The sequence below is a fragment of the Nitrosopumilus maritimus SCM1 genome, from assembly GCF_000018465.1.
In the GTDB taxonomy this organism is placed as follows: domain Archaea; phylum Thermoproteota; class Nitrososphaeria; order Nitrososphaerales; family Nitrosopumilaceae; genus Nitrosopumilus; species Nitrosopumilus maritimus.
In genome coordinates, this window is sequence record NC_010085.1 from 196731 (window position 1) to 218380 (window position 21650).

Annotated in this window: 27 protein-coding genes and 2 tRNA genes; 16 read left to right on the forward strand and 13 right to left on the reverse strand. The window is 34.1% G+C overall.

Annotation, left to right across the window (positions count from 1 at the left end):
- Positions 1–5 precede the first annotated feature (5 nt).
- The 4 genes from NMAR_RS01160 to NMAR_RS01175 all read right to left on the reverse strand — a co-directional run bounded on the left by NMAR_RS01160 (position 6) and on the right by NMAR_RS01175 (position 2010).
- Entirely contained in the window at positions 6–242 is a 237-nt protein-coding gene (locus tag NMAR_RS01160; protein ID WP_012214604.1) for an LSm family protein, read from the reverse strand.
- A gap of 57 nt (positions 243–299) precedes the next feature.
- A complete protein-coding gene (locus NMAR_RS01165; protein WP_012214605.1) occupies positions 300–1022 on the reverse strand; it encodes a creatininase family protein in 723 nt (240 codons plus the stop codon).
- A 5-nt stretch (positions 1023–1027) separates the two neighbouring features.
- Positions 1028–1870, reverse strand: a complete 843-nt coding sequence (locus NMAR_RS01170) for a formyltetrahydrofolate deformylase (protein ID WP_148680275.1) — start codon at positions 1868–1870, stop codon at positions 1028–1030.
- Between the two features lie 52 nt (positions 1871–1922).
- Positions 1923–2010, reverse strand: a tRNA-Leu gene (locus NMAR_RS01175).
- Positions 2011–2057: 47 nt separating this feature from the next.
- On the opposite strand from NMAR_RS01175, the gene glmM reads away from it, so the two are divergent.
- The 6 genes from glmM to infB all read left to right on the forward strand — a co-directional run bounded on the left by glmM (position 2058) and on the right by infB (position 6466).
- The gene (gene glmM, locus NMAR_RS01180; protein WP_012214607.1) at positions 2058–3407 is read left to right on the forward strand and encodes a phosphoglucosamine mutase; all 1350 of its coding nucleotides are present in this window, start codon (positions 2058–2060) and stop codon (positions 3405–3407) included.
- Positions 3408–3468: 61 nt separating this feature from the next.
- Complete coding sequence (rpl7ae, locus tag NMAR_RS01185) at positions 3469–3855, forward strand: 50S ribosomal protein L7Ae (protein ID WP_012214608.1); 387 nt, start codon at positions 3469–3471, stop codon at positions 3853–3855.
- Positions 3852–4064 carry a 30S ribosomal protein S28e gene (locus NMAR_RS01190; RefSeq protein ID WP_012214609.1) on the forward strand — a complete coding sequence of 71 codons (213 nt, stop codon included), beginning with the start codon at positions 3852–3854 and terminating at the stop codon, positions 4062–4064. Before rpl7ae ends, NMAR_RS01190 begins: the two co-directional genes overlap by 4 nt.
- Positions 4065–4073: 9 nt before the next feature.
- Positions 4074–4274, forward strand: a complete 201-nt coding sequence (locus tag NMAR_RS01195; RefSeq protein WP_012214610.1) for a 50S ribosomal protein L24e — start codon at positions 4074–4076, stop codon at positions 4272–4274.
- A gap of 2 nt (positions 4275–4276) precedes the next feature.
- Positions 4277–4678, forward strand: coding sequence for a nucleoside-diphosphate kinase (gene ndk, locus NMAR_RS01200; protein WP_012214611.1), 402 nt, complete (start codon positions 4277–4279; stop codon positions 4676–4678).
- A gap of 6 nt (positions 4679–4684) precedes the next feature.
- Positions 4685–6466 carry a translation initiation factor IF-2 gene (gene infB, locus NMAR_RS01205; protein WP_012214612.1) on the forward strand — a complete coding sequence of 594 codons (1782 nt, stop codon included), beginning with the start codon at positions 4685–4687 and terminating at the stop codon, positions 6464–6466.
- Positions 6467–6468: 2 nt separating this feature from the next.
- Here infB and trxA read toward each other — a convergent pair whose 3' ends face one another.
- The 5 genes from trxA to NMAR_RS01225 form a co-directional block, all read right to left on the reverse strand.
- Positions 6469–6870, reverse strand: coding sequence for a thioredoxin (gene trxA, locus NMAR_RS01210; RefSeq protein WP_012214613.1), 402 nt, complete (start codon positions 6868–6870; stop codon positions 6469–6471).
- A 44-nt stretch (positions 6871–6914) separates the two neighbouring features.
- Entirely contained in the window at positions 6915–7061 is a 147-nt protein-coding gene (locus tag NMAR_RS09630; RefSeq protein WP_187146549.1) for a hypothetical protein, read from the reverse strand.
- A gap of 24 nt (positions 7062–7085) precedes the next feature.
- A complete protein-coding gene (locus NMAR_RS01215) occupies positions 7086–8756 on the reverse strand; it encodes a CFI-box-CTERM domain-containing protein (protein WP_012214614.1) in 1671 nt (556 codons plus the stop codon).
- Between the two features lie 78 nt (positions 8757–8834).
- Positions 8835–9251, reverse strand: coding sequence for an archease (locus NMAR_RS01220; protein WP_012214615.1), 417 nt, complete (start codon positions 9249–9251; stop codon positions 8835–8837).
- A gap of 42 nt (positions 9252–9293) precedes the next feature.
- Positions 9294–9686 (reverse strand): VOC family protein, encoded by a 393-nt coding sequence (locus tag NMAR_RS01225; protein WP_238523182.1) that lies wholly within the window; start codon positions 9684–9686, stop codon positions 9294–9296.
- A gap of 138 nt (positions 9687–9824) precedes the next feature.
- Here NMAR_RS01225 and NMAR_RS01230 point away from each other — a divergent pair, with 138 nt between their 5' ends.
- Positions 9825–10289, forward strand: a complete 465-nt coding sequence (locus tag NMAR_RS01230; RefSeq protein ID WP_238523183.1) for a DedA family protein — start codon at positions 9825–9827, stop codon at positions 10287–10289.
- A gap of 189 nt (positions 10290–10478) precedes the next feature.
- Here NMAR_RS01230 and NMAR_RS01235 read toward each other — a convergent pair whose 3' ends face one another.
- Complete coding sequence (locus NMAR_RS01235) at positions 10479–10655, reverse strand: DUF1059 domain-containing protein (RefSeq protein WP_148680014.1); 177 nt, start codon at positions 10653–10655, stop codon at positions 10479–10481.
- Between the two features lie 82 nt (positions 10656–10737).
- Between NMAR_RS01235 and hisS the strand changes: the two genes are divergently transcribed.
- Entirely contained in the window at positions 10738–12021 is a 1284-nt protein-coding gene (hisS, locus tag NMAR_RS01240; RefSeq protein ID WP_012214619.1) for a histidine--tRNA ligase, read from the forward strand.
- Here the strand turns inward: hisS and NMAR_RS01245 are convergent.
- Positions 12002–12667: a translation initiation factor IF-6 gene (locus NMAR_RS01245; RefSeq protein ID WP_012214620.1), complete on the reverse strand. Its 666-nt coding sequence runs from the start codon at positions 12665–12667 to the stop codon at positions 12002–12004. The two genes, hisS and NMAR_RS01245, sit on opposite strands and share 20 nt — an antisense overlap.
- A gap of 110 nt (positions 12668–12777) precedes the next feature.
- Here NMAR_RS01245 and NMAR_RS01250 point away from each other — a divergent pair, with 110 nt between their 5' ends.
- The 3 genes from NMAR_RS01250 (at position 12778) to NMAR_RS01260 (ending at position 14083) form a co-directional block, all read left to right on the forward strand.
- Positions 12778–13269, forward strand: coding sequence for a 4Fe-4S dicluster domain-containing protein (locus tag NMAR_RS01250; RefSeq protein ID WP_012214621.1), 492 nt, complete (start codon positions 12778–12780; stop codon positions 13267–13269).
- Positions 13270–13382: 113 nt separating this feature from the next.
- Positions 13383–13919, forward strand: a complete 537-nt coding sequence (locus NMAR_RS01255; protein WP_012214622.1) for a 4Fe-4S dicluster domain-containing protein — start codon at positions 13383–13385, stop codon at positions 13917–13919.
- 80 nt (positions 13920–13999) lie between these two features.
- Positions 14000–14083 (forward strand) — tRNA-Ser (locus NMAR_RS01260).
- A 3-nt stretch (positions 14084–14086) separates the two neighbouring features.
- On the opposite strand, the gene NMAR_RS01265 is transcribed toward NMAR_RS01260, so the two are convergent.
- Complete coding sequence (locus NMAR_RS01265; RefSeq protein ID WP_012214623.1) at positions 14087–15037, reverse strand: replication factor C small subunit; 951 nt, start codon at positions 15035–15037, stop codon at positions 14087–14089.
- 196 nt (positions 15038–15233) lie between these two features.
- Here NMAR_RS01265 and gins23 point away from each other — a divergent pair, with 196 nt between their 5' ends.
- Genes gins23 through NMAR_RS01290 form a run of 5 tightly spaced genes read left to right on the forward strand, consistent with a single transcriptional unit; the run spans position 15234 to position 21174 of the window.
- The gene (gene gins23 / locus NMAR_RS01270; protein WP_012214624.1) at positions 15234–15752 is read left to right on the forward strand and encodes a DNA replication protein Gins23; all 519 of its coding nucleotides are present in this window, start codon (positions 15234–15236) and stop codon (positions 15750–15752) included.
- Positions 15745–17832, forward strand: a complete 2088-nt coding sequence (locus tag NMAR_RS01275; RefSeq protein ID WP_012214625.1) for a minichromosome maintenance protein MCM — start codon at positions 15745–15747, stop codon at positions 17830–17832. Before gins23 ends, NMAR_RS01275 begins: the two co-directional genes overlap by 8 nt.
- A complete protein-coding gene (locus NMAR_RS01280) occupies positions 17829–19958 on the forward strand; it encodes a DEAD/DEAH box helicase (RefSeq protein ID WP_012214626.1) in 2130 nt (709 codons plus the stop codon). Before NMAR_RS01275 ends, NMAR_RS01280 begins: the two co-directional genes overlap by 4 nt.
- Positions 19955–20947 carry an MraY family glycosyltransferase gene (locus tag NMAR_RS01285; protein ID WP_012214627.1) on the forward strand — a complete coding sequence of 331 codons (993 nt, stop codon included), beginning with the start codon at positions 19955–19957 and terminating at the stop codon, positions 20945–20947. Before NMAR_RS01280 ends, NMAR_RS01285 begins: the two co-directional genes overlap by 4 nt.
- The gene (locus NMAR_RS01290) at positions 20944–21174 is read left to right on the forward strand and encodes a hypothetical protein (RefSeq protein WP_148680015.1); all 231 of its coding nucleotides are present in this window, start codon (positions 20944–20946) and stop codon (positions 21172–21174) included. The genes NMAR_RS01285 and NMAR_RS01290 overlap by 4 nt, the downstream gene beginning before the upstream one ends.
- Here the strand turns inward: NMAR_RS01290 and NMAR_RS01295 are convergent.
- Positions 21171–21647 (reverse strand): acyltransferase, encoded by a 477-nt coding sequence (locus NMAR_RS01295; RefSeq protein ID WP_012214628.1) that lies wholly within the window; start codon positions 21645–21647, stop codon positions 21171–21173. The two genes, NMAR_RS01290 and NMAR_RS01295, sit on opposite strands and share 4 nt — an antisense overlap.
- Positions 21648–21650 lie beyond the last annotated feature (3 nt).

Sequence of the window (21650 nt, forward strand, 5' to 3'; positions counted from 1 at the left end):
ATCACCTAATTTTGTGCTGGTGGAGGAGAAATCATAACTACATTGTCTCCTCTAACTACAATGGAACCAAGGCCTTTTGCCTCGCCTTCAGCAGGAATTTCCTCTGAAGAATCAAGTAGCAGGTTCATGTGTTGGTCAAAACCGAGTAAATTACCTCTAATGGTTTTGTTTCCTTTGAGTTTTATCAATACAATTTGATTGATACTCTCATCCAGTACTTTTACTGCCATATCAACGGACATCTATTTCACTTATTGGCTTTGATGTTGAGGGATTATATTAAAATTTCATTGGTGAAACTATGAGCTATGCCCAGTGAGGCAAGTTTGACACTTTTTTCCAAGATTTCTTACGATTTCAGCTAATATTTCCTGTCCATCTTTTTTTGAAGCTTTTGTAGGATCTCCCCATACCCCATTTTTGGTAGCTTTTGGAAATGATTTGGTTGCTAATTTTACAACTTTTTTAATTTCTTGTTTTGTCATTTTTTCAGTTATGAGGCCTTTTTTTGCTAATTTCATTTTTACATTTTTTGAAACTGCTAACATTAATGATGTCTCAACAAATCCTGCATGATCAAAATCTCTACCCATATAATGCCAATATGAAAATGGAAATACCTCGAGTCTATTTTTTGAGATTTTCTTCAATTTGACATCAATATTTTTTATTGAATTTTGATTTCCATGATGTCCATTAATTATGAAAACTGTTTTGATCTTGTTTTCCAAAAGCGACACGCATATGTCAGTTAACACTGTCTCTAATGTGGTTTTTCTGATGCTAAGATTGAAAAATGGAGCGTGCTCAAATGATACTCCATAAGACAAAGTTGGAAGTAATAGGTATCCATTTTTTTCACAAATTTTCTCAGATACTGCTGTAACAATATCTGTATCTGTTGAAATAGGAAGATGTGGTCCATGTTGTTCTATTGAGCCTATTGGAATGACTGCAACTTGCCTTTTTCTTTTAATTGATTTTCTAAGATTGGGATCAAATTGTGCTTTAATGTCTGTCATCTGATTCACTTTGATTTGATGTGAACCTTTCTCCAACGAACATCTAGTTTGTTTTCTAAATGCATTTTCATTGCTTTGAATAATGTATCTGCCTCTAATTTTTGCCCCTTTGATTTTATTTTCTCTAAAGTATCATTTGGATCTACTTTGAAAGAATCTTGGAAAATTATTGGTCCTTGATCCAAGTTTTCAGTTACGTAATGGGATGTAACTCCTACAATCTTTGTACCTCTTTCATAAGCTTGTGCATATGCTAGTGCACCAGGAAATGCTGGCAATAATGATGGATGTATGTTGATAATTCTATTTGGATATCTCCAAACAAAGTTAGGACTAAGAATTCTCATGTATCTTGCAAGTGAGATCAAATCAATATTGTATTTTTTACAAATCTGAATAATTTTTTCTTCTGCCTTTTGTTGATTCTTCTCTTCAACTGCAACAAATGGAATCTTTGCTTTCTTTGCTAATGATTCAAGTGTCTTTTCAGTACCTATAATTACTGAGATTTTTCCTTTTAGTGATTTTGATTTTGCAAGAATTGTTTGTAGACATAATGGTTCTTTTGTCACAAAAACTGCAATATTTTTTTGCGAATTTGTTTCATGATGAGTACTTACATCCATCTTTTCTTTTTTAGCCAAAGTTTGAATTTCTGCATCAAATTTTTTTACATTAACTGCTTTTGCAAAAGAAACTTCTAGATACATTCCAAAAAGGCCCTTGATTACATTCTGATTTACTTTCTCAATGTTTCCTCCTTTTGAGAATGCAAAATTTGTAAATGAAGCTACAATACCTTCTCTATCTTTACCAACAACTGTTATTCCAACTACTGTCTTTTTCATGACTTTGTTTTTTGAAGATTTTCTCATTATTAATCATTCACAGAAATTATTGTGGTGCGGGAGGTGGGATTTGAACCCACGAACTCCTAAGAGATAGGGTCCTAAGCCCTACGCCTTTGACCAGGCTGGGCGACTCCCGCAACGGACTTGCCATTAAACACAAATTTATCTATTATTGAATTACATCATGGCAAAATTTTTTGGCACCAATGGAATTCGTGGTGTCTTTGGTGAAGATTTTACACTGGAATTTATCCATGATATGACTTTGGCAATTGGAACTTATTTCAAAAAAGGACCAATATTGATAGGATATGATGGTAGAGATTCTAGTCCTACAATCTGTAAAGTTGTAACTTCTGCTCTAAACTCTATAGGCATTGATTGTAATGTTGCAGGAATTGTTCCAACACCTTGTCTTGAATTTGCAGTAAAGAAATTAGGATACTCTGGAGGCATCATGATTACTGCATCTCACAACCCCCCACAATACAATGGAATCAAACCTGCTGCAAATGATGGAGTGGAAATCTCTCGTGAAGATGAAATAGTTATTGAGGATATTTACCTTCAAAAAAATTGGATCAAAAGTGCTACAAATTGGGGAATTACTAAAACAGAAGAACGTGCAATTGATGTTTATCTAAATGGAATTGCATCGCAAGTTAATTCTAAACTCATAGAATCAAAACATTTCAAGGTTGTTTTAGATCTTGGAAATGGTGCTCAGGCAGTTACAGCACCTAATTTTTGTAAACTTGTCAATTGTGAAACTTTTCTTGTAAATGAAAATATTGATGGCGCATTTCCAGGACGTGGTTCAGAACCCACACCTCAAAATCTTTCAGAATTATCAAAAACTGTTATTCAAAACAATGCTGATTTAGGAATAGCATTTGACGGTGACGGCGATCGAAGTATTTTCTGTGACAACAAAGGAAATATTTTGACTGGTGATAAATCTGCACTCTTGTTAACAAAACATATCTTAACAAATAATCCAAATTCCTTAGTTGTTACTTGTTTGAATTCTGGTTCTAATATTGAAGTTTTAGCAGAAGAATTTGATTCCAAAGTAATTCGTACAAAAGTTGGAAGTGTTGAAGTTTCAAGAAAAATGGTCCCAACTGATGCTCTAATTGGTTTTGAAGAAAATGGTGGCTTTATGTTTGGAAAACATAACCAGGTAAGAGATGGCTGTATGACTTTGGCATTAATGCTTGATCTACTAACTGCATCTTCAAATTCATTATCTGATGAAATCTCCAATCTTCCACCATCTTTTACTACAAAAGACAAGGTTTCATGTTCTCCAGAAAATGTACCAAAACTAATTTCTACACTAAAAGATGAATTCCCAAATTCTGATACTACTGATGGCATCAAAATCAACATAGATCCAAGAAATTGGGTTATGATCCGACCTAGTGGAACAGAACCAATTGTTAGAGTATATGCAGAAGCTCAAAGTCAAGAAAAATTAGACGATTTAATGTCTGAATATCTCCAAAAAGTTAAGACAATCATCTCCAGATAACACTTTTAAAACCAAACCAAAGGATGTAGGGAATGGAGAATGAACCTTAGGGTGACGAAGTATGGGAAAAGCATATTATGTTAAATTTGAGACGCCAGAGGACCTCGTAAATCCAATCTTGGAGGCCGTAAGAGTAGCTTCTACTAGCGGTAAAGTCAAGAAGGGAACTAACGAAGCAACCAAGGCAATCGAACGTGGTACTAGCAAATTAATTGTCATTGCTGAAGATGTAGAACCTCCTGAGGTAGTTGCACATCTTCCAATTCTGTGTGAGGAACAAGGAGCAGCATTTGCATTTGTTCCAAGCAAACAAGAATTAGGCAAATCATTAGGTATTGACATTACTTCTGCCGCTGCAGCAATTTTGGATGCTGGTGACGCACAACATATTGTAGACCAAGTTGTCTCATCAATTGCTAAAATTAAAGGTGGAAAGACTGATCAATGAGCGCTACAACTGATGAAGTAGTTCACTCTGAAATTATTCAAATTGTTGGACGAACTGGTATTGCTGGTGAAGTAATTCAAGTTAGAGTTAAAGTTCTTACTGGAAAAGATAAAGGTAGAATTCTTACAAGAAACGTCAAAGGTTCTGTTAGATTGGGAGAAATTCTAATGCTAAGAGAAACAGAGAGAGAAGCAAAGAAGATCAAATAGGTGAATTGAATGAGTCTTTTAGTTAAACCATGTAATTTCTGTAACAGACCAGTTGCAAAGGGTTCTGGTACGATGCTTGCAAAAAATGATGGAACTGTCTTGTGGTTTTGTTCTGCAAAATGCAAAAAGAATGCACTAGAACTAAAACGTGACCCAAGAAAATTCAAGTGGACAAAGAAATACGTCAAAGGCGGAATTAGAAAGAAGTAAAATTGACTGAAAAATCATTATTCATTGTAAAGCCAGATGCAGTAGCTAGAAATCTAGTTGGCGAAGTTATCTCTAGATTTGAAAGAAAGGGATTCAAAATTTTGAAATTAAAGATGTTTACATTTACACAAGAACAAGCAGAAAACTTCTATGGTGTTCATAAAGACAAACCATTTTTTGGTGAACTGACATCATTTATCACATCAGGACCTGTAGTTGCAGCAATTATTGAAGGCAATAATGCAATTGCAACTACTAGAATAATGATTGGAGCAACAAAATCCTTTGAAGCAGCACCTGGTTCTATTAGAGGTGACTTTGGATTAGGATTTAGTGAAAATATTATTCACGCATCAGATTCACAAGAAAGTTTTGATCACGAATCGAGGGTAGCATTTGAGTGATCTGATTTGCAAATTCGTCAGCCCATAGTGGCAGTTCTTGGTCACGTAGACTCTGGCAAAACATCACTTTTAGATAGAATTCGTGGAACAGGTGTTCAAGGTAGAGAAGCTGGAGGAATCACACAACATATCGGTGCTAGCTTTCTACCTACTGAAACAATCAAAGAAACCTGTGGTCCTTTATACAAGAAACTAGAACAATCAGAAAACAAAGTTCCCGGAATTTTAGTTATTGACACACCAGGACACGAAGTCTTTACAAATCTTCGTTCTCGTGGAGGTTCTGCTGCTGATATTGCAGTTTTAGTAGTTGATGTTAATCGTGGATTTCAACCACAAACAAACGAAAGTTTGAAAATTTTACAAAGTAGAAAAGTTCCTTTTGTTGTAGCTTTGAACAAATGTGACCAAATTTCTGGATGGAGAAAATCTGAAACATCCTTTATTTCACAAGCAATCAAAGAACAAGATGCATCTATTCAAGCTGATCTTGATCAAAAAATCTATGATGTAGTTGGCACACTTTCTGTATTAGGATACCAATCTGAAGCATTTTATCGTGTAAAGGACTTTAAATCTGAAATTGCAATCGTTCCAATCTCTGCACGTTCTGGTGTTGGAATTCCAGAATTACTTAGCGTTTTAGTGGGGTTAACTCAACAATATCTCCAAAAAAGACTAAGTCAAGAAGAAAAAGATCCCCGTGGAATTGTTTTAGAAGTAAAAGATGAAGTTGGATTAGGTCAAACTGCAAATATTATACTAATTGATGGTTCAATCAAAAAAGAAGACAGTATAGTTGTTGCAAAACGTGATGGTGTAATTGTCACAAAACCAAAAGCATTGTTGTTGCCAAAAGCTCTTGATGAAATGCGTGATCCTCGTGATAAATTCAAACCAACCCCTCAGGTAGATGCCGCAGCCGGATTAAAGATTGCATCCCCTGAACTAGAAGGAGTTCTTCCGGGAAGTACTCTCTATGTTGCAAGAAATGATGATGAGGTTACAAAATACACCAATCTCATAGAATCTGAGATGAAATCCATGTTTGTAGATACTGAAACTAATGGAATTATTCTAAAATGTGATACCATTGGTTCACTTGAAGCTATTGTTGAGATGCTACGACGATCACAAGTACCAGTAGCTAAAGCCGATATTGGTCCTGTAAATAGACGTGATGTAATTGAAGCTAAAGCAATAAAAGAAAAGGACAGACATTTGGGAATTGTTTTAGCATTTAATGTCAAGGTTTTACCTGATGCAAAAGAAGAATCAGAAATTAGTCACATCAAAATCTTTGAAGACAAAGTAATCTATAGTTTAATTGATAACTATAATGCTTGGGTTGAAGAAGATACCGCACATCAAGAGGATGCAATATTTTCTGAATTAACACCTGTTTCCAAGTTTACTTTTCTTAAAGGAATGGTGTTTAGAAATAACAATCCTGCAGTTTTTGGAATTAGAATAGATGTTGGAACACTAAAACACAAAATTCCATTTATGAATTCTGATGGACGAAGAATTGGAAACATCCACCAACTTCAACATGATAAAAAAACAGTAACTTCAGCTAAAACAGGTGATGAAGTTGCATGTTCAGTTCAAGATGTAACCATTGGAAGACAAATTTTTGAAGAAGAAGTGTTTTACACATTTCCTCCATCTCATGAAGCAAAACAATTACTAAACAAATTCATGCATAAACTAAGTACTGAAGAACAAGAAGTACTAAATGAAATAGTAGAAATTCAAAGAAAGAAAGAAGCAGCTTATGCTTACTAATTTTATTGAGAATGTTTCTGACAAATCATATTGATTCCAGGAGCTCCTACTGCACCCATCATCTTATCTACAATTTGTCCTGATTTGAACATGATAAATGTTGGAATGGATTGTACTGCATATTTCATTGCAATATTTTGATTATTGTCAACATTAACTCTTGCAAATTTTACTTTGGGATATTTTTTTGATAGACTCTCAAATACTGGGTGCATCATTTTACATGGTCCACACCACTCTGCCCAAAAATCTACTAAAGTTGGATTTTCAGCCAAAATTGTCTGATCAAAATTTGAATCATTCAAATCAATAATTCCAGGCTCAACTTTAGGCTGGTTTTGCTGTTTTAACATTTCTTCTAATTTTCTTTGTTTGATTTTTTCAATTTCTGGATCTTCAGACAATGTGTTATCCAAACCTCTTTTACTAAAAAATCTATATTGAAAGATTATTCATCTGCTGATTTTACAGGAATTGCTTCATATCTTCTTGATTTGCAAATAGGACATTGATCGATATATTTTGTAAAACTAACTGAAGTGTATGCAATTCCACAATCTCCACAAATTCGAAGATTTCTACTTAACTTTCCCATGTTGATTATCAAAAAGTATTATGATTAAAACCTAACTCGTCTTACTTTTTTTATTCCAAAAAACAACATTGCTGGTACTGCAAAATAAATTCCAATATTCATCAATATCACTCCAACTCCATATCCAAGAACTTGTGATTCTGATTCTGCATATTTCATTACAGACAATGATGATAATAATGGTGTAATTCCAATCTTTATTGCTTCTTTGAACATTGGATTTTCTCTTTGCATATCTGCAATGTATGGTGAGAATGAATAGTAAATTTGGTTAAATCCAGTCATAAATGACATTCCTGACTCAGTATTCATTAATTGATTATCACGAATTTCTCTTAAGAGTTGAACTTGTGGTGCCATCTCAGAACCATATGCTGCAGTTGCAATTAGGCAACCGCCCCCATCATTACTTTCTATTGGAATAACTGTACATTCTCCATTTACTAGATTTGTTCCTACACCACATTCTCCAAATTCTTTTTCAACAATTTTCGGTTCACCTAATCCCACTGCTTCAAAAATTGTCATTTCAGGATATGTTTTATCAAACCAATCTTTGTATGTGATTTCATTATTGTATCTCTCTACATAGTACTGTGGATCTAGATTAGGATCAACAAATGGTGCCAAGACCTTTGGTTCTTCTAGTCCTACAGCCTGATAAATTGAAGAATATTCTGAATAATTGTCATCAAACCACTTTTTGTAACCTTCTTCATCATTGTATCTGTCTACGTAACTTTGAGGATCTTTTGTTTCATCTACAAATGGTGCAGGAATCTCTAGAGGTTCTTCTAGTCCTACAGCCTGATAAATTGAAGAATATTCTGAATAATTGTCATCAAACCACTTTTTGTAACCTTCTTCATCATTGTATCTGTCTACGTAACTTTGAGGATCTTTTGTTTCATCTACAAATGGTGCAGGAATCTCTAATTCTTTTGGCTCAGGTACAGCTTCTTTTGGCTCAGGTACAGCTTCTTTTGGCTCAGGTACAGTTTCTGTTGTTTCTTTTGGTTCAGGATTTACTGCAACAGGTTCATTGACTGTAATCGTAACTGTTTGTCTATCTGTTTGACTGCCTCTTGTTACAACAATATCAAAAGTGTATTCTGCTCCTGGATTATTCCCATGAGATCCTGATGGAGTCCATACAAATTTCCCTGTACTTGAATCAATTGTTGCTCCACTAGGTGGATTTTTTTCTAAACTATATACTTCATCTTCAACAGAACTGTCTGTAATACTAACAGTAAATGAAACAGTCTTTAATTCATCAATTTCTTTGTCCGAAATAGGTTTTAATTCCAAAACAAAATCAGGCATCTCAAAAATTTTCTTTCCATCATATTCAATTTTTATTGTGAGACCTTCTTCTTCTTTTTGACTATCTGTGAATGCTGTTGCATTGTATATTCCTTGACTAGAAAAGAAATTTTCTACTGGCCTTGGTATCACAGAAAATTCACCCTGACCAGGTGCTGGATCAGATAGCATTCCTTTAAAATTCCCACTTGAATCGCGAATTATAATGTATACTGTTTCTTTTCCTTCTTGCTCTCCACTGAAAGTGAAAGTCTCATCTATTGTGTAAAAACTCCTATCTAATGAAAATGATGTAACACTAGCATAAGCAGGCGTTAGCATAAGTAAAGATAATGAAAATACTGCAAATATTCCTAATTTTGTATTCACAAAACTCCTTTGTCTTTTAGCCTTTTAAAAAACACGTATAATTTCTTCTAGAGATTTGCAAAGAAATCTTCACAAAAATTACAAATCAAGCAAAAATCTCATAAACACCCCTCCATTTTGTTTGATTTCCATGTCATAAAATGTTGGAGCCTTTATTTCCACTTTGAAATTGTGTTTTTTAAAATCAAGCGGTTCACCATATGCTGTTGCATTTATTTTATAATCTTGGTTTTGAGTTATATCAAATTCTATTCTTTTAATTGCAAATCCTTCTGTAATTAACAAAAAAGGAATTTCTTCTAACCAACTAAATAACAAATATCTCAAGTCTTTTCCTTCTGCAACAAATTTTCTTTGTTCTTTCTCTTCTACTTTGTCTTGATCAAGTGTTAAATTAATTACAGCATCAGCTGTTACTGAAAATGCTTCTTGAAGATCTTTTGCTGTAACTTCAATGATTGCATCTGTTGCATGGTCTACAAACTTGTAACTCAATTGTATGTTTTGACCTCTTTCTAATTATTAATCTAGTTGGTGTTACTTTGCTTTATCATCCATCTCGATGATTCCAAATGCATTCATTTCCGTATCTGTACACTGTGCAAACCATCCCACTTTAGGAATTGCCATTTTTGGAACAATTATCTGTCCACCTTTCTCAACAATTTTCTTTGAAAATTCATCAATTGATGGAACCGTAATTGTATTTGTTATGCCTATTTGCCCCGGAATTCTCTTTGACAATCCTCCATTAATTCCAGGTTTTTCTTCAGAACCTGTGTTGATTACCCAATAATCTATTGGTCCGTCCCACTTTTCAAATTTCCAATCAAAAACTTCTTTGTAGAATTTTTGAGTTCTTTCTGGATTGTCTGATGGAATATCAAAATGTGAAACTCTTGGCATAATTCTCTCCCAACTTCTAGTCATAAAATAATTTCTAATTCTATTTTTTACTCGTAAAGTAATTTAATACGATTTTATTTTCAGAATCAAATGGAACCATTTGATTCATTTCTTGTATTTATTACAGAATTTTTAGGGAATCATCTCTATGAGGGTATTTTTTTGGCAGCTTTAGTTGAAACTATAGTTCCTCCAATTCCTACTTTGGCAGTTTTTCCAACAGCTGGCTTTCTAGCTTCCCAACAAGGAATTCCTCTTATTGGTATAATACCTATGATAATTCTTGGTGCAACTGGTGCTACGATAGGAACCTCTTCGATTTACTTTATAGCCCTAAAACTTGGTAGAGCCGTTTTACTGCGTTATCTAAAACACTTTAGAATATCTGAAAAAAAATTAGTTCGTGTTGAGGATTGGTTTGAAAAATATGGTGATAAGGCTGTCTTCCTTGGAAGAATGGTTCCTGTTATGCGTGAAATGATTTCAGTTCCTGCAGGATTACTTAAAATGAAAATCCCAAAATTCATTTTGTATACATTTGCAGGTTCTTGTATTTGGTCTACTGGAACCATTTTATCTGGATATTATTTTGGAGAGGCAATGGGACTTGCAACTAGTCAAATTTAGACTTGTTCAAAATCCCTGTCTAAATTTACTCCAATTAATTCGGCCCATTTTGCCAATTTTTCAATAAATTCTGTATCTTCTTGTGTAAACATGATTTTTAATGGAATAATTACATAAAAGAAATTACTAATCAATCGTTCATTATTTTAAAAAAATTGAAAACTGCCTAGTTCTGCATATTTATGTCAACTAGCTTTCTTTAATTAGTGACTTTATGCCAGAAATACTTTCTGCGTTAAGTTCAATTTCTTTATGTTCTGCTAAGACATGCTCTGTAACTATTGTCATCAATTCTTCTTCAGTATCTGCTGATGCTGACCATCCGCAATCTTTGCCTGCATCTTTACAACTAATGGTTTTTGCCATACTTTTCATAAATTTTCGAGATATTTATCTGATTTTACAGTAAAGAAATATCTAAATCATAACACCTTATCAAATAATCATCATGGAACTTCCAAGAGGTATGAAAGACTTTGAGGCTAATGAAAATTCAAACATTGAACATGTAAGAAATCATTTCAAAAAATTATCTAATTTGTATGGCTTTTCATTCATGGAACCCTCTGTTTTAGAATCCTTATCTACACTTGAAACCAAATCTGGTCCTGCAATAAGAGACGAAATCTATTATTTCAAAGATAAAGGTGATCGTGAGGTTGCTTTGCGTTTTGATTTTACAATGGGTTTGACAAGATATGCAACTGCTCAAAAATCAATGAAACTTCCTGCAAAAATTTCTGCATTTGGAGGAGTATTTCGATATGATGAACCTCAAAAAGGAAGATATCGATATTTTCATCAATGGGATGTTGAAGTTTATGGCAAGAAAACTTTAGAATCTGAGGCTGAAATTATTGAATTAACCTCACGATTGTTTGATTCTTTGTTGCTTAAGGATATTGTAATTGACATTAATCACCGAAATCTTGTTGAATCATACATTAACAAAATATTTGACATAACAGATTCTGACAAAGTAACAGATATTCTAAGAGCAATAGACAAAATTGCTAAAAAATCAAAAGATGAAATCTTGACTGAATTTACTAAAAAAGGATACGACACTGCCAAACTTGAAAAAATTCTAGAATTCTCTCAAGTAAAGGGTACAATTTCTGAAGTTGAAAAAATTTTTGATACTACACAACTAGAATCATGGGATGAATTAAAACAACTTTTTGATTCATTAGAAAATAGAGGAGTTTCCAACGTTCGAATTAATTTTGGTATAGTCCGTGGGTTGGATTATTATTCTGGAATGGTCTTTGAAGTTTTTGATAAAAATTCAAAACTTGGTGCATTAGCTGGTGGGGGAAGATATGATACATTAACAAAAGCATTTGGAAGAGATGATATTGGTGCTACTGGTGTTGCAGGTGGAGTTGAGAGAATTATTCTTACAATGCAAGAACAAAAAATAATTCCTGAAATTTTACAAAATAGAGTTGCAGTTGTTTACATCAATGAAGAGATGCAAAAAGTTGCTCACTCCATCACATCATTATTGCGGTTAAACAACATTCCTGCTGATATTGATCTTGCAGGACGTAATCTAAAAAAACAGATGGATAATGCTGGAACTGCTAGATACTCTATAATTGTTGGACCTCAAGAACTTGAAAATGGAAATGTTGTCTTGCATGACATGAAAGATGGAAAAGAAGGTACTATCTCTCTAGAAAAATTAACCGAAGATCCTAATTCTGTTCTTAATTTAGAAAAGCTCTAGTTAACATCATGATCTCTGGACCTGTAGTTAATGACCCCACTATGATGCAATTATTGTTGGCTAGAATGCCTGATGATACATATGGAATTCCATTATTGATGGAACTTTGTTCTATTTTTACGCCTAATAAATTGGAAAATGTCTTCATATCTTCCTCATCTGCTTCTGGATGGATAGCAGCTCCTGAATTGTTTGCTACCATTACGACTCCTGTTTGATTGAAACCCGCAATTTTCTTCTGAATCGTTTCAACACCTAATACATCTGATATGGTTTGACAATCTTCTTTTGACAACCATGGTGATACCACAGCTCCTTTATCATTAGCACAAATTACATTTCCTAATGCTGTTAATTTTGAATCTAACACACCTACTTCTAAATCCAATTCTTTTTTGAGAAAATCAAATTCATTTTGATATGCCGTTTTTGGTAACAAAATCCCTTTGTTATTCATTATACACAATGCTCCAATTAATCTGGTGTTTGCAATTGATGTGAAAAGATAGTTTACTCCAAGATATTTTGCCAGTTTCTCTGCTTTGGTTTTTGCAAATCCCATTGGAAGTAAAATTGTATTATCGTTAACACTAATGTAAACTCCAATGTTTGGACCACGATACACATCAAATTTGATAATATCCATATCCACAAAATTGATCGTACAGCGTTATGAACGTAAGGGATCTATTCATGAGTAGAATTATAGAATTTAACTAGTCTAGCTTTAAATAATAACTGAGAGAAACTCACATCATGCCAATAGCAGAAAATTTCCCTGAAGGACTAAAACCATTAGGAAAAATTTCAGATGGAGAAGGACACTTTCACATTATGTGGGGTCCTGGAAGATCAGATGCTGAAGCATTTTCAGATGCTGATGTAAAAGCAGCATATGAAGCAAGAGGAGAAGAACAAGTTCCTCTTGGCGTAAGCGGAACAATGGTTGCAGTTGATTGGGATTCTTGTGTTGCAGATGGTGCATGTATTGAAGCATGTCCTGTTCAAGTTTTTCAGTGGTATAGAACTGAAAAAGATATTCCTGCAAAAGATGTAGTTGGTCAAACTTTTGAGGGAACTGGAAGTTCTGTCAAAGATGAAAGAAAAGACATGACTGACAAGGCAGATCCAATTAGAGAACATGATTGTATATGGTGTATGGCATGTGTTTCTGTTTGTCCTCCACAAGCAATCAAAGTAGATCAATCAAATGTTGAAAAACATGAAAGTGCTGCAAAAACCCTGTAGAATCTAAAATTATTTTTAGAATTTTTATTTTTGTTGATTTTTGTCGATCTATTCTAGTTTAGTCACGACTAATTTTATCTAGCTTTAAATAATATTTTAAAATAAAATATTTCATGCCAATAGATGAGAAATTTGTTGAAAATCTAGAAGTCACTGGAAAGACATTGCACTCAGATGGTGAAAATAAACACTTCATCTGGGGTAGCGGCAGAACTGATGGTGAGGCATTTTCAAACGATGATGTCAAAGCAGCATATGAAGCAAGAGGAGAAGAACAAGTTCCTCTTGGAATTCACGGTACAACTGTAGCAGTTGACTGGGATTCTTGTGTTGCAGCAGGTTCTTGTATGAGTGTCTGTCCTGTTCAAACCTTCCAATGGTATAGAACTGAAAAAGATATCCCAGCAAAAGATGTCAATGGTGCAACTTTTGACGGAACTGGTTTAACTGAACAAGATGAACGTCTAGATTATACAGATAAATCACAACCAATCAGAGAACACGATTGTACACAATGTATGGCTTGCCAAGAAGCATGTCCAACACACGCAATCTTGATTGAACCATCTTACCAAGAGTATCACGAAAAAGCTGATGGCTCTTATGTAAAAATGGAATCAAGCTCTGTAAATCCACACGCACACGATTAAAGAAATTTTTTCTTTTTTCTTATTTTTACAAATTCAATACAGACTCAACAAATTTTAATGTCTATAATCCATAATTTTTTGCAGAGGTCGCCTAGCTCGGTAGGGCGCGGGCCTTGAGAGCCTGTGTGCGCAAGCATACGGGGGTTCAAATCCCTCTCTCTGCGTTTTTAATTTTCTACTTTGGCAAGTTCTGCAAGCATTGCAGATAGTTGGATTTCAGAATTTGAACCAACTAAAATTCTATAATCATATTTTGCAATAATTTCTAAAATATCTGATAACTTGTCATGTTTTGATTTGAAGACTGCGGAATTCAAATATTTCAAAAAATCTGATTCTGACATTCCATAAACTTTGATTAATTCAATCATCTTTTCTCTGGCCTCTGGAACTTTTCCTGATAATGCAATTTTTAGAACTTCATCTACATCTGTAGTTTTTGTCAATCCAGCAGATGCTTTTACGTTATCTTCTGAAATTGAACCTAAACTTGCAGTAGCTTGCATGAGATTTATTGCATGTCTCAAATCCCCTTCAGAATAATCATAAATTGCCTTTAACCCCTTTTTGTCTGCCTTTACCTTTTCTTTTTTGGCAATCTCTTCTAGTCTTTTTATGACATCTTCTTCAGGAACTGCCGTAAATTTGAAAGTAGCACATCTACTCTGAATAGGATCAATAATTTTTGAGATGTTGTTTGCAATCAAGATAAATCTACATATTTTTGCAGTATCTTCAATAATTCTTCTAAGTGCTGTTTGAGCATCAGAAGTCATTTCATCAGCTTCATCTAAAATTATAATTTTGAATGGAACATCTGCCATGCCTGCATATCTTGAAAACTTTTTCACCTTTTCTCTGACCATTCCAATTCCTCTTTCATCAGATGCGTTTAGTTCTAAGGTGTAATCCTTAGCATAATCCCCTAAAATCTGTCTGGAGATACATAATGCAGTTGTTGTTTTTCCAACACCAGCTGATCCAGAAAATAATAGGTGAGGCATATCTGTAGGATCTTTGATTAAAGCTTCAAGACTTCCAATAATTTCTGTTTGATTAACTACTTCAGAAAGTTTCATTGGTCGATATTTTTCTACCCACATTCCAGTTGCAGCCATATGAGTACATGGAAGCAATTCCCACTAATAAATCCGAATTGGTTATTGTATCATCCCCCATTATTCAAATCAAAATTATTCGTAAACTTGTGTGCGATCAGGCTCAAGTTAATTTAGATCAATTGATCTCACCAAATTGTAAAAAGAATTGATCGATCCGAAACTTGAGGATCTTCAAGATGATCAGTGATCTCTAATGGAAATAGATAAAGTAGAAAAAGTACATTCGATTGGATACCGCCTAAAGGATGCTAAAGTTACAGTTAACCAAGACTACAAATTCAATGTGGCTGGTCTCAAGGCTGAAGGAAAACAAGGTGAGGTAAACAACATGCCTCAGTGGGTAGGCAAAATCTTAGCAGACAATAATTTGGGAGTTCTTGACTCTCCTGATATGATTACTGAACTCAAACAAGCATTATCAAAAGAAAAAATGGTTGGAGAATATCAAATATCTACACTTGATTCTCACTTTTACATTAAACTAAAGGAATCTATGAAAGAATTGAACAGAGATGATTTTGATAAAGTCGAAAGTATGATGTTGGAATTATTTAGAATGAGGAGAGGAAAGTTAGTAAAGTTAGCTGACTCTATAAAACTAAATTCAGATTTGTACAACAAACTAACTGTTGAAGAAGTTGTTTTTTACAAAACCATCTATGAAAATAGTATAGAATTTGAAAATCAAATAAAAGGTGAACAAGATGAGTAGTGCTCAAACTAGTACGTTTACTGATTCAGCGTTATCTGACAAAGTAAAAGAGTTCTTGACTAGATTCAAAGATGCTAATGGTGAATACAAGTATGTACAAGAAATTGATGAGATGATGCCAAAGAATTCAAAATACATTATCGTTGATTACAATGATCTTATTGTTGAACCTGAAATCATATCTATATTCTCAGAAAATCCTGATAGAATATTTGATGCATTCTCAAGAGCAATAAAAGAAGCGTTACAAACAAGATTCCCTGATTATGCTGAAAAAATTAAAGATGAAGTTCGTGTTAGGTTAGTCAATTATCCTTCTGAACGAAGTCTTAGACAAATTAATGCTGAAACTATTGGAACCATTACAAGTGTTTCCGGAATGGTAGTTAGAGCTTCTGAAGTAAAACCTCTTGCAAAAGAGTTGATCTTTGTTTGTCCTGATGAACATCAGACTAAAGTGATTCAGATTAAAGGAATGGATGTAAAGGTTCCAGTTGTTTGTGATAATCCAAATTGTAAACAAAGAGATTTTGATTTAAAACCTGAAGCAAGTAAATTCATTGATTTTCAGATAATGAGATTACAAGAACTTCCTGAAGATCTGCCTCCTGGACAACTCCCTCACTATATTGATGTGACTGTTAGACAGGATTTAGTAGATAATGCTAGGCCTGGAGACAGAATTGTCCTTACAGGGGTAGTTAGAGTAGAACAAGAGTCTGTTACCGGTGTCACTCGTGGTCATAGTGGACTGTATAGACTGAGAATTGAAGGAAATAACATTGAATTTTTGGGTGGACGTGGTTCAAAAACTTCAAGAAAAATTGAAAGAGAAGAAATTTCTCCTGAAGAAGAAAAAATGATTAAAGCATTAGCTGCTAGTCCTGATGTTTATCAAAGATTAATTGATTCATTTGCTCCACACATCCAAGGACAATCATTAATCAAAGAAGCCATTTTGTTACTAATTGTAGGTTCTAATCAAAGACCATTAGGTGATGGCAGTAAAATTAGAGGAGACATTAACGTATTTCTTGTTGGTGACCCTGGTACTGCAAAAAGTGAGATGCTAAAATTTTGTTCTAGAATAGCTCCACGTGGTTTGTATACTTCTGGTAGAGGTTCAACTGCAGCAGGACTCACTGCTGCAGTTGTAAGAGACAAAACAGGAATTATGATGCTAGAAGCTGGTGCAGTTGTACTTGGTGATCAAGGTCTTGTAAGTATAGATGAATTCGATAAGATGAAACCTGAGGATAGAAGTGCATTGCACGAAGTCATGGAACAACAGTCTGCAAGTATTGCAAAAGGTGGTATCGTTGCAACATTAAACGCAAGAACATCTATTTTAGCTGCAGCAAACCCTATGTATGGAAAATATGATCCATTCAAAAACATCACTGAAAATGTCAATTTACCAATTCCTCTTTTGACAAGATTTGATTTGATCTTTGTAGTTAGGGACATTCCAACCAAAGAACGTGATGAACAAATTGCAAGACACATTATAGAATTACACACTCCTCAAGGAACTGATAAAAAATCTGTAGTTGATGTTGATTTACTTACAAAATATCTCTCATATGCTAAACGAGGTACTCCAGATCTAACAAAAGAGGCAGAACAAAAAATTCTTGATTATTATCTAGAAATGAGAAACGTTGAATCTGAGGAAATGATTACAGTTACTCCTAGACAACTTGAGGGTATTATCAGACTTTCAACTGCTCGAGCAAGACTACTCATGAAAGATAAGGTAGAAGAAGAGGACGCTGAGCGTGCAATATTCCTGATTCAAAGCATGCTTCAAGATGCTGGTGTTGATGTTAATACTGGAAAAGTCGATCTTGGTGTTCTACAAGGAAAACCTAGAAGCGAAGTCTCTAAAATGCAGTTATTCATGGATATTCTCAAAGGATTAGAAGGTGACAACAAGATTCCTGTTGAAGAAAAAGCATTTGTTAAAGAACTTGAAAAGAGTGAAAAATTCACTGAGGAAGAAGCAAGAAATTACATTAGAAGAATGCTCAGAGAAGCATCTATTTATGAATCAAAACCCGGTCATTATAACCGAGTATGAAAATAGAAAAACTAGAACTTCCAGAATCTGCAATTGAATTTTTAAAATCACAAGGATTTGAAAAATTATATCCACCACAAGCTGATAGCGTAAAATCTGGATTACTTGACGGAAAAAATATACTGGTATCTGCTCCAACTGCAAGTGGAAAAACTTTGATTGCAATGCTTGCAATGATGAGTTACATTTCAAAAAATAAAGGCAAAGTGATCTATCTCAGTCCTTTGAGAGCTTTGGCTGCTGAAAAATTCTCAGAATTTAAAAAATTAGAAAAAGTTGGATTGGGAAATAAAACCAAAGTTGGAATATCTACTGGTGATTTTGAAAATATTGAAAAAAATCTAGAAAAAAATAGCATTTTGATTTTGACTAATGAAAAAATGGATTCTATAATACGACATGGCGCTGAATGGATTGATGAAATTGGTTTAGTAATTGCAGATGAAGTTCATCTAATTGGTGATGAAAGTAGAGGTCCAACATTGGAGATGATCTTAACTCAACTCAAGCTCTTGGAAACAAAACCTCAAATCGTTGGTCTTAGTGCAACCATTACAAATTCTGATGAAATTGCAGATTGGCTTGAATGTGTTTTAGTAGAAAATTCTTGGAGACCTGTACCACTTTCAGAAGGAGTATGTGATGCAGGTGAAGTAACTATGGCTGATGGCACTGTATTTGAAGTTGAGCGTAGTATACGTGGAACTCCTATTGATTTAGGCGTGCAATCGGTCAAAGATGGCGGACAATCACTAGTTTTTGCTGAAACCAGAACCCGCTCAAAATCTCTTGCAACAAAAGCTGCAGATGCAATATCTCAAATCTTGGAGAAAAAAGAAATATCTCAATTAGAAAAAACTTCAAAAAAAATCCTATCTGAAAATGAACATACAGAATTGGTAAAAACATTGGCTCTTCTGGTAAAAAAAGGAGTTGCATTTCATCATGCCGGATTAAATCAAAACTGTCGAGAAATAATAGAAACAGAATTTAGAAATGGGACTATCAAATTGCTATCATCTACTCCAACTTTAGCTGCAGGAGTTAATTTACCTGCAAGAAGAGTTGTAATTTCTAATGTAAATAGATACAATGCAAAGGTTGGTGCAAATAGACCAATTAGTATTCTAGAATACAAACAGCTTTGTGGAAGAGCAGGACGACCACAATATGATAATCATGGAGAATCAATTATTGTTGGTAATGGAAATACTGATGATTTAATTGACTATTACATTCATGGGGAACCTGAACCCATTGAATCTAAAATTACTGATGACAAATCATTAAGAACACACTTGCTTAGTGTTATTGTAACAAATCCTGGAATTAAAAAAGAAGATATTCTAGAATTCTTTTTGCAAACGCTTGGTGGTATGCAATCTCGTAAAGCAACTGTAAAATTTGCAATTGATATTTCCTTACGCTTTCTTTCTAGTCAGTATTTGATTGTCAAAAAAGGTGAAAGATATGCTGCAACTGAATTTGGTAAAAAAACTTCAATGCTATACATTGATCCACTTACAGCTACTTACTTTAGGGATGCACTTGAAAATGTGTCTGAAGAAAGAAAACACACATTTGGATTCCTGCATTTAATTTCAAATTGTGAAGAATTTTTCCCAAAATTCTCTCTAAGGCAAAAAGACTATGAAACAGCAAGTCTTATGATAGAAAACAATTCGTCAGAACTCTTAGAACCAATTTCAGAGTATGATTGCTCTAGAAGTCTTTTGGCCCTTCAGTCATGGATTACTGAATCTACAGAATTAAACCTCTCTGATAGCCTTGGAATTGAGTCTGGTGATATGCATAGAATGACTGAAACTGGGAATTGGCTTTGTTACTGCCTAAGAGAGATTGCAAAACATGTTGAACGGGCAGATTTGCTTGAAGAATTAGGCGATTTACGCAGACGAATATCTTATGGCATTAGAGAAGAATTACTTGATCTAGTTAGGGTCAAAGGAATAGGTAGAGTGCGAGCAAGAATTCTATTCAAACATGGAATCAAAAATCTTGATGATCTGGCAAAAATTCCTGTGAATAAATTGGCAGAAATAGATAAAATTGGTTCAACCATTGCGGATAACATCAAGACAGAGTTACGAAGGGTTAGATATTGATTAATTTAGTTATTCCAGCAATTGTTTCATGTATTATTGCATTTTTTGTTGTTTTTGTTACTACGCCTCCACTAATCAGATTTTTAGAAAAAAGAAACATGGCAGTAAAAGATATGAACAAAAAGGAAAACGTTATGGTTGTAAGACCTGGTGGACCATCAATAATTTTGGGAATAATAGTTTCAGAAATTGTTTTGTATGCATTTTTACAACTAAATGAAATTATTGCAATTGTCATTACAACTAGTGCTGCATTTGCAATAGGATATGTTGATGATAGAAAAGTTATGGGAGGGTGGTTTAAACCTGTAGCGCTTGCTATCGCTGCAATTCCAATAATTGTATTTGGTGCATATGAAACTGATTTGGCATTTCCATTATTTGGAGATGTACAAATTCCTGTTCTCTATATTGGATTGATTATTCTAATGATTCCAATTACTGGAAACACAATCAACTCTATTGATGTTTTAAATGGAGTTGCAAGTGGATTTATGGTGATAGCAAGTTTTTCGTTGTCTATTTGTTTATTCATAATACAAAACTATGAAATTGCAATTGTTAGTTTACCTCTGGGATTTGTTTCATTAGCATTTTACAAATATCATAAGATACCAAGTAAAATTTTCCCAGGTGACTCTGGGGCTTTAACTTTGGGTGCAATGTATGGCTCTATAGCAATTGTGGGAGGTGTAGAAATTATTGCAGCAGTTGCATTACTTCCTGCAGTAATTAACTCATTTTTGTTCCTCTCAAGCGTAAAGAAAATAGTAGAACACAGGCAAGTCAAAGGAAAACCTGTAGAACATACTGAAGGTTTCAAATTAAAAGCAACTGATGATAAAACAGCCCCTGTTACTTTGGTGAGATTAATTCTTGCAGGAGGACCTATGTCTGAAAAGCAAGTGGGATTTGCAATCTTTAAACTGGCTGTATTTTCAGGAATTTTGGCTGTAATCACCGCATTCATGATGGGGGTTTCTCTTTGAAGGCTGGAATTTATGGATTTTTGTTTGCAATGTGGATTTTAATTCTAATTGGTGGTGGAATTATGGTAGTTGTTTTAGGTCCCTTCACAATTCAACAATTTGGAGAATTCAATTGGATGATTGCATCGGGAATAAAAGTTGGAATTGCGATGATTTTGATTATTGCATGGATTTTGATTCTAACTAAGATGAAGAATTGGATTTTCAGAAAAGAGATAAAATCTTAACTTTCTAACCATTCTTTTTGTTTTTTATCGTACTCTTCTCTAGTTTTTCTAATTGTAGCTGGTGAACCCATTACAACAACATTCTCAGGAACATCTCTGGTTACAACTGATCCCATTGCAACAACACTGTTTTTTCCAACAGTCACTCCAGCTTTTAACACTGCACGTGCTCCAATTATTGCACCATCTTCTATTGTAACTCCAATCATTTTATCACACATTGGATAAGGATCATTTGTTAAAACAGCAGCTGGTCCAATGAATGCATTTTTACCAATTCTTGAGAGTGGTGGAATGTAAGCTGAACCTTCAATCTTTGTATTGTCTCCAATCTTTACATCGTAATCTATGTGAACCAGAGATCCGATTTTGACATTGTCTCCAATCTCCACATTGTCTCCAACATAACTGAAATGCCAAATTGATACGTTTTGTCCAATTTTTGCTTTATCTGAAATAAAATTTGTAACCATTTT